Annotated in this window: 9 protein-coding genes; all 9 read left to right on the top strand. The window is 49.2% G+C overall.

All coding sequences use genetic code 11. From position 1 onward, the window contains the following. On the top strand, positions 1-495 hold a 495-nt coding region (locus B2633_RS07570; protein WP_483169987.1), incomplete at its 5' end, for a TetR/AcrR family transcriptional regulator. A 140-nt stretch (positions 496-635) separates the two neighbouring features. Further along, positions 636-1,046 (top strand): hypothetical protein, encoded by a 411-nt coding sequence (locus B2633_RS07565; protein WP_483169986.1) that lies wholly within the window; start codon positions 636-638, stop codon positions 1,044-1,046. A gap of 61 nt (positions 1,047-1,107) precedes the next feature. Beyond that, positions 1,108-2,223: a non-hydrolyzing UDP-N-acetylglucosamine 2-epimerase gene (gene wecB, locus B2633_RS07560; RefSeq protein WP_483169991.1), complete on the top strand. Its 1,116-nt coding sequence runs from the start codon at positions 1,108-1,110 to the stop codon at positions 2,221-2,223. A gap of 133 nt (positions 2,224-2,356) precedes the next feature. Then, complete coding sequence (locus B2633_RS07555) at positions 2,357-3,784, top strand: phosphoglucomutase/phosphomannomutase family protein (protein ID WP_483169985.1); 1,428 nt, start codon at positions 2,357-2,359, stop codon at positions 3,782-3,784. Positions 3,785-3,843: 59 nt separating this feature from the next. Beyond that, positions 3,844-5,055 (top strand): sensor histidine kinase, encoded by a 1,212-nt coding sequence (locus B2633_RS07550; RefSeq protein ID WP_483169984.1) that lies wholly within the window; start codon positions 3,844-3,846, stop codon positions 5,053-5,055. Continuing rightward, a complete protein-coding gene (locus B2633_RS07545; RefSeq protein WP_481042265.1) occupies positions 5,024-5,677 on the top strand; it encodes a response regulator in 654 nt (217 codons plus the stop codon). The genes B2633_RS07550 and B2633_RS07545 overlap by 32 nt, the downstream gene beginning before the upstream one ends. A gap of 70 nt (positions 5,678-5,747) precedes the next feature. Further along, positions 5,748-5,954 carry a hypothetical protein gene (locus tag B2633_RS07540; protein WP_483169983.1) on the top strand — a complete coding sequence of 69 codons (207 nt, stop codon included), beginning with the start codon at positions 5,748-5,750 and terminating at the stop codon, positions 5,952-5,954. A 137-nt stretch (positions 5,955-6,091) separates the two neighbouring features. Continuing rightward, positions 6,092-6,814: a phosphoribosyltransferase family protein gene (locus B2633_RS07535; protein WP_483169982.1), complete on the top strand. Its 723-nt coding sequence runs from the start codon at positions 6,092-6,094 to the stop codon at positions 6,812-6,814. A gap of 20 nt (positions 6,815-6,834) precedes the next feature. Beyond that, positions 6,835-7,239, top strand: coding sequence for a TIGR03826 family flagellar region protein (locus tag B2633_RS07530; RefSeq protein ID WP_483169981.1), 405 nt, complete (start codon positions 6,835-6,837; stop codon positions 7,237-7,239). The last annotated feature ends 29 nt before the right edge of the window (positions 7,240-7,268 follow it).

Raw genomic sequence — 7,268 nt, 5'->3', positions numbered from 1 at the left:
GAGGAAATCGCCATACAAGCCGGGGCCGGCAAAGGCACTATTTACGAATACTTCAGCAGCAAGTTGGAGCTTTTCCATGAAGTATTATTTACCGGCTGGCGTAATTTTGAGGAGAATATCCCCTTGGAACAAATCGAGAATATGTCCGTACAAGAGCAACTGCACCGCACTATCAGCGCACACTTGCGCTATTTTCTGGAAAACCGTCAGCTGGCCCGGGTAAGCTTCTGGGAGGTAGAGGCGGTGGATCAGGAATTGCTGGCTTGGACCCTTAAGATAAAAGCTGAAAAAGAACAGCAGATGCAGGCCTTGATGGAAAAGGGCATAGCCCGGGGAGAACTCAGAGATGACCTGGATCCCAGTGTGATCAGCCGCATGGTCTGCGCCTTGATTCCCTATTTTGCCGGCTGCATAGTCATGAACGATGTTGAATTAGATCCCCAGGAGCTATCAAAGCAAATCACTGGTGCTATCATCAACGGTATTAGAAAATAAGCGCAGCGAATAAGAACCAGTAATGGGGAGGTTCCTTTATTCTTAGAGTAAAGGAACCTCCCCTATCGCTTCCTTTTGACTTGATTCTGGGAATGTATTACTATGATGCTAATCAATAGGTAAGCTCAGGAGGTGTGGTAGTGGAAAATAATCTGGCAGAAAAGGCCCGCAAGCTATTAAATGCCAACTTGATTTCCACAACGTTGAGTACGGTTGATGAAGAGTACAATGTCAACGTAGCGGTTTTGACAGTATTAGAAATGATTGGTGATGACCGCATCATTTGTGCGCGTTTTGGCGCTGACCGCACCTATGCTAATTTAAAGCAGACCGGAAAAGGGGTATTCCTGGTCTTGGTGACTGATGAGGGGCAGCAGACCAAAGACGGCGTCAGGGTTTATGTGGAACTGGAAGACGACACCACCGGCGGCGAGTATTTTGAACGCTTGCAGCGCAAGCTTGCTCAAACTCTCTACCGCCAGTTCCCGCTCAAAAACTGTCTGGTCTTCAAAATTACCGCCATTGTGCCGGTTTCAACCTTAAAGAAATAGAAGTACTATTGATCATTACATTGAGGCTACAGGAGGAATCATAGTGTATTTAGGCAAAGTCATGGTCGTCTTTGGAACTCGCCCCGAGGCCATAAAAATGGCTCCGGTGGTTAAAGAGCTGCAAAAGGTGCCGGATATACATACCGTTGTGACCGTAACCGCGCAGCATCGGGAGATGTTGGATCAAGTTTTGCGCCTGTTTGAAATCCAGCCGGATTACGATCTAAATCTGATGGAAACCCGTCAGGATTTATTCAGCATTACCATAGGAGCCTTAAGCGGATTAAAGGAGGTTCTGGAAAAGGAGAAACCGGACCTGGTAATAGTGCACGGGGATACCACTACTACCCTGGCGGCATCATTAGCGGCCTTCTATATGCGCATCCCGGTGGCACATGTAGAAGCCGGTTTGCGTACCCGCAACAAGTACTCTCCTTTTCCTGAAGAGATGAACCGCACCCTGACCGGTCGCCTCACCGAATTACACTTCGCCCCTACAGACACCTCCCGCGAAAACCTTCTGGCCGAGGCCACCGCCGAATTCAAGATATGGGTCACCGGTAACACGGTTATTGATGCCTTACTCAGCATTATTAAGGATGATTATCAGTTTGGCCGGGAATTTGACGGCATCGACATGAGCAAGCGGCTGATTTTAGTCACCACCCACCGCCGCGAAAACTGGGGCGAAAGGATGCGCGAAATATACCAGGCGTTGCTGGAGCTGGTCGAAGAGTTTCCTGACATCGCGGTAGTCTTCCCGGTGCACAAAAATCCTGTCGTCCGCAGCATAGCAGAAGAGATGCTGTCCGGCAAGCCCCGCATACACCTCCTGGAGCCTCTCGATTATGAACCCTTTGCCCATCTCATGAACATATCTTACCTGGTTGTCACCGATTCAGGCGGCTTGCAGGAAGAAGCTCCGGCCCTGGGCAAACCGGTTTTGGTGTTGCGCGATACTACCGAGCGCCCTGAAGCCGTCACTGCAGGCACTGTCAAATTGGTAGGCACCAGCCGCCGTAAAATATATGAAGAGACCAAAAAATTGTTATCCGATCCTCGTGAGTACGACAAGATGGCCCGGGCTATCAACCCTTACGGTGACGGCAAAGCAGCCCGCAGGATTGTGCGGGAATTGATCAGCTTTCTTTATGTGCGCATTGGAGCGCAGGTCTGAAGCAAAGCTTAACCCGCAGTTGCCGAAGAAGAGTTCTGTATCAATTCATACTAATCCCTTCTAAAGGGTGGTAAACTTCGTTTAGCGGCTTCTGGGAGGAATTCAGCTCACGCATTTATTGAGGAGGAGAAAGATGACGCCAATACATTTTGGAACCGACGGTTGGAGGGCTATTATCGCTCGGGATTTCACCTATGCAAATTTAAGAATGGTGGCTCAAGGAATCGCCGCTCATATAAATAGTGGAACCGGACCGCGAAAAAGCGTGGTAATAGGTTATGACAACCGCTTTATGTCGCCCGAGTTCGCCCAGGAGTGCGCGCGCATCCTGGCCGGAAACGGGATCAAGGTTCATATGTTGATAAACCCCGCCCCCACTCCCCTGGTAGCTTTTGCAGTGCGCCATCTGGAATGTAGTGGGGGTATAGTGATTACTGCCAGTCACAATCCCGCCCACTATAATGGAGTCAAATTTATTCCGGCTTATGCCGGGCCGGCCCTGCCTGAGGTGACCCAGTGTATAGAAACCGAGATCAACAGGGTAGCGGAAGGCGCCAAAATATATGAAATAGATCTCAAGGAAGCGGCTCAGTTGAGTTTGATTGAGGAAATTGAACTGGATAACGCCTACCTTACCCATCTTGACAAGCTTCTCCGCCGGGAGCATTTCAAAGCCAAGAGCCTCAAGGTGGTTGTGGACCCGATGTATGGAGCCGGAATGGGATTTCTGGAGCAGTATTTGACCCGACTGGGCATCGAAGTAAAATCTATACACAATCATCGTGACGTGATGTTTGGGAATATTGTTCCCGAGCCGGTGGAACGGAACCTGTTCGATTTGCGCCGTGCGGTAGTCAGTTATAACGCGGATATAGGATTGGCCCTGGACGGGGATGCCGACCGTTTTGGAATCGTTGACCAGGAGGGCAGATTCATAAACGGCAACCTGGTTATAGCCCTGCTTTTGGATCACTTCCTTAAAACTCGGACGGTGAGGGGGCCGGTAGTGCGTACCGTAGCCACCACTCATCTATTGGATCGTATCGCCAAACTGAATGGTTTACAAGTCATCGAAACCCCGGTGGGATTCAAATATGTCAGCCAGGCCATGCGTGAGTACAACGGCCTCCTGGGTGGTGAAGAAAGCGGCGGTCTGAGCGTCTGGGGCCATGTTCCGGAAAAAGACGGCATACTGGCTTGCCTCCTGGCAGTAGAGATGATGGCTTACAGCGGAAAAAGCTGTGCTGAATTGACCGAAGAGCTTTACCGGGACTATGGGCGCCTGGTTAATCGCCGCCAGGATGTGTTATTTACCCAGGGACGAGAACCCCTGCTCAAAGAGCGGTTATCAGCTTTTCGTCCTAAGACCATATCAGGGCTGAAAGTCCTATCGATAACCGATCAGGAAGAGATGCGCTGGTCCCTGGCTGATGACAGCTGGCTGTTGGCACGCTTCTCAAATACCGAACCGGTTTTGCGAATATATACTGAAAGCGCCGATTTGCAGAGCTTAGAGGCCATTGAGAAGGCTTTCTGTGAGGCTCTGGAAATAAATAATTAGGTCTGGTACAAGATTCCTTCATCATATAAAATTTATGAAGAGTAGGAAGAGGAATTTTTATGAATAACGACGAAAGTTCTATAGACAGCGAAAATTTAGGATCGAATGAATTGAATCAACTGGATTTGATTCTTGTTCAAATTATTAACACCATGGAGCAAAGCCGTGGTGATATTTTTGACATATCCGAAGAGAGCCGCAAGCAATGTATTCGCCTGGAGGTGGAGATGGAAGAACTCACTCTGGAAGCCGGGCGGATCATTGATGAGGTGCAAAAAAATGAAAAACTCGAACGGCTGGCTCGTTTGCGATTAATGGAAGTGAGCCGAAATTTTCGCTCCTACTCGGAAATTGATATCAAGAAGGCTTATGAGAGCGCGCGTGAACTGCAACTGAGGCTGTTGGACCTGCGTCAAAGCGAAATGTACCTGCGCAGGAGGCGTGAGGAGCTTACCCGCCACATCAACAAATTTCAGGCTATCAATCAAAAAGCGGAAAGCTTTCTGAGTTCCACCGGTTTTGCCCTCAAGATTCTCAAGGGAAATGTCGAAAGGATAAACGAAACCATAGAAGATTCCCACAGGAACAGGCAGCTGGGCATCTGGATCATACAATCACAAGAAGCCGAAAGGCGTAGAATTGCCCGGGATCTGCATGACGGCCCGGCGCAGAATTTGGCGGGTATGATGATCCGTTTGGATCTCATTCAACACCTGTGGGGGGATGATATCAACCGCATATATGAAGAGATTGAAAATATCAAGCAGATGGGATCAGAGAGCCTGAGCGAGATCAGACGCATTATGTTCGACCTGAAACCTTCTCTGCTCCACGAAGATGATTTCTGTGCCACCTTGAGCGACTTCTTCAGGGACTATGGCGCCAAATACGATTTGGATATCGACTTTGTGGTTTTCGGCGAGAAGAAGAAATACGATATGTCCCTGGAAATCGCCCTGTTTCGAATGGTTCAGGAGTCCATAACCAACATCCGCAAACATTCGGGGGCCAATAAAGTACTGGTTAAAATGGAAGATAAAGGCCGCAGCCTGACACTGGTGATAAAAGACGAAGGCCGCGGGTTCGATGTGGGGAGAACCGCGACCAAATCAGAGAGTTACGGGATAATGGGCATGAAGGAACGGGTCGAATTGCTGGGCGGCGAAGTGGAGATAATCTCGGCGCCCGGCAAGGGAACACAGGTTATCATAACTGTGCCGCTGGAGGGAGATGTCAAGGATGGACAAAATAAAAGTTGTAATAGCGGATGACCATGTGCTAGTTAGGGAGGGCCTGCGCAAGCTATTAGAGTTGGACAAAAGCATTGAAGTCATCACCGAGGTGGGCGATGGTCAGGGCGCTATCAACATAGCCCGCAAAGAGAAACCGGATATCATCTTGATGGATGTTAATATGCCAGGCACCAACGGGGTGGTAGCTACGCAGGTTATTAAAAGGGAGATCCCTTCGATTCGCATTATCGCCTTGACAATCTACGAGGATGAAGAGGTTGTAGAGATGGTCAGAGCAGGGGTTTCCGCTTATGTCCTCAAAGATGTGGCTGGCAGCGAGCTAATTGACACCATTCATCGTGTTATCGACGGCGAAATCGTAATTCATCCCCGGGTTGCCAACCGGCTGGTCAAAGAATTGACCCGCAATGAAAAGAAAGAAGATGATGTCAAACTCACCAAACGGGAGAAAGATGTCCTGACCTTGCTGGTGAAAGGCAACTCCAACAAAGACATGGCAGACACTCTCTTTATCAGCGAAAAAACAGTAAAGAACCACCTAACCAGTATTTTCCGCAAACTTAATGTAAAAGATCGAACTCAAGCGGCCGTTTATGCCCTACGAAACGACATAGTGGTAGACGAAGAGGGCGAAGCCTAGTAATACCAGGAATGATTCGGCCTCCGGAAAGCATATTATGTACAAAATAGGCTTGAAGGAGGTTATTTACATGGCTTTCTTCTTAAAATTAATGGTGTTTTCTGTATGGGTAGTCATAATGGCGGCTTTGATTATAGGCAGTATCCAGTGTTCCAAACGCTTCAGACGGGGCCGCCGCTACGAAAAAATTAAACCGGCCGGAGAGAAGGAAAACGGTCGGTTTTTTTTCCTGCCAGCTTACATGGACATGCCGGGAGAACCCCTCTTTTATAATTAAGCCGTTCTATTTCCTGGAAGCTTGATTTACCCATACAATTTCCTATTAAGCTGTATTATGATTAATATATGTTTTGTCGTAGGGTAAGAGGCGCCACACGGCCGGATTTCTATTGTTGGCGGAAAGGAGGGGGTTGGGTGTTAAATCTGTTGATGGATATTCTCTTTCCTGAAAACGTATGCTGCGTGTGCAGAGAACCGGGAAGGTTCTCTAGCCGTCGTCCCTGGTGCGAAAACTGCGCCCAAGAGATGCAAAAAGCCCAAACCTGCCTGCCGATCTGTGATTTATGCGGTAAGTATTTGGATACCGAAGAGGTGCTTTGTCATGACTGCCGGGTCAATTCGCCCGGTTTTCACATAGCCCGGGCAGTAGGCCCATATGATAAAGACGGCTACCGCATTGCCATTAAGGTTTTAAAATTCCTGGGCCGCAAATATCTGGCCGGGCAAATGGGCCGGCTGATGGCCGAAGTGGTTAAGAACGAGTCCCGATTCTGGCCGATAGATGTCATTATTCCGGTTCCCGCTTCCCTGGGCAGCTTAACCCAGCGCGGTTTCAATCAGACCGAGCTGCTGGCCCGGCATATTGCCCGGCATTTAAAGCTGCCCATGGATAATAACATGCTGCTGCGGGTCAAGGAAACCCCTGCCCAAAGGGAATTGACCAAAGAGGAACGAGAGAAGAACCTGCTCTGCGCTTTTAAAGTCAGAGATCCGCAGCGCATAAAAGCAAAGAATATTCTGCTGGTTGACGATGTATATACTACAGGGTCGACTGCCCGAGAGTGTACCCGCAGCTTATTGCGGGCCGGGGCTGCCCGGGTTTCGGTGATAACCTGGGCAACCGGTAAAGGTTTCTAGGCAGCAGGAGGGAGATTGCCATGGCAGACTTGAAGAATTGCAGACAATGTGGACGGGTTTTCGCCTCCCAGGGAAGCAGCTTGTGCCGCAAGTGCCTCGATAATGTCGATAAAGAATTCGCTATTGTGCGCAGATATGTGCGCGACCACAATGGGGCAGACGTTATCGAAGTTTCCCAGGCTACTGGCGTTAAGGAAGAAACCATTTTGCAGTTTTTGCGCGAAGGCCGTCTGCTTTCCCGTGGATTTGTGGCCAGTCTTAAGTGTGAGCGCTGCTCGGCCAAAATTGACGCCGGGCGTTTTTGCACCAAGTGTTCTTATGAATTGAACCAGCAGCTGCAGGGGATTATGCCCGCCGCAGCGGAAAAAGCAAAAACGCTCCCTACGGGGCGCGAACAAATGCATATCTATAAAATCGACAAATAAAACCCAGCTAAAAAACCGCTTTATCAGAA

The sequence above is a fragment of the Syntrophomonas sp. UBA1041 genome, from assembly GCF_002316705.1.
Lineage (GTDB): Bacteria > Bacillota > Syntrophomonadia > Syntrophomonadales > Syntrophomonadaceae > DTU019.
This window is presented reverse-complemented; position numbering and strand designations above follow the sequence as displayed.

Bases quoted from the DNA above. Each gene is read 5' to 3' on its own strand.
- B2633_RS07545 (WP_481042265.1), top strand. From the start codon at position 5,024: ATGGACAAAATAAAAGTTGTAATAGCGGATGACCATGTGCTAGTTAGG.
- B2633_RS07550 (WP_483169984.1), top strand. From the start codon at position 3,844: ATGAATAACGACGAAAGTTCTATAGACAGCGAAAATTTAGGATCGAAT.
- wecB (WP_483169991.1), top strand. From the start codon at position 1,108: ATGGTCGTCTTTGGAACTCGCCCCGAGGCCATAAAAATGGCTCCGGTG.
- B2633_RS07555 (WP_483169985.1), top strand. From the start codon at position 2,357: ATGACGCCAATACATTTTGGAACCGACGGTTGGAGGGCTATTATCGCT.
- B2633_RS07530 (WP_483169981.1), top strand. From the start codon at position 6,835: ATGGCAGACTTGAAGAATTGCAGACAATGTGGACGGGTTTTCGCCTCC.
- B2633_RS07540 (WP_483169983.1), top strand. From the start codon at position 5,748: ATGGCTTTCTTCTTAAAATTAATGGTGTTTTCTGTATGGGTAGTCATA.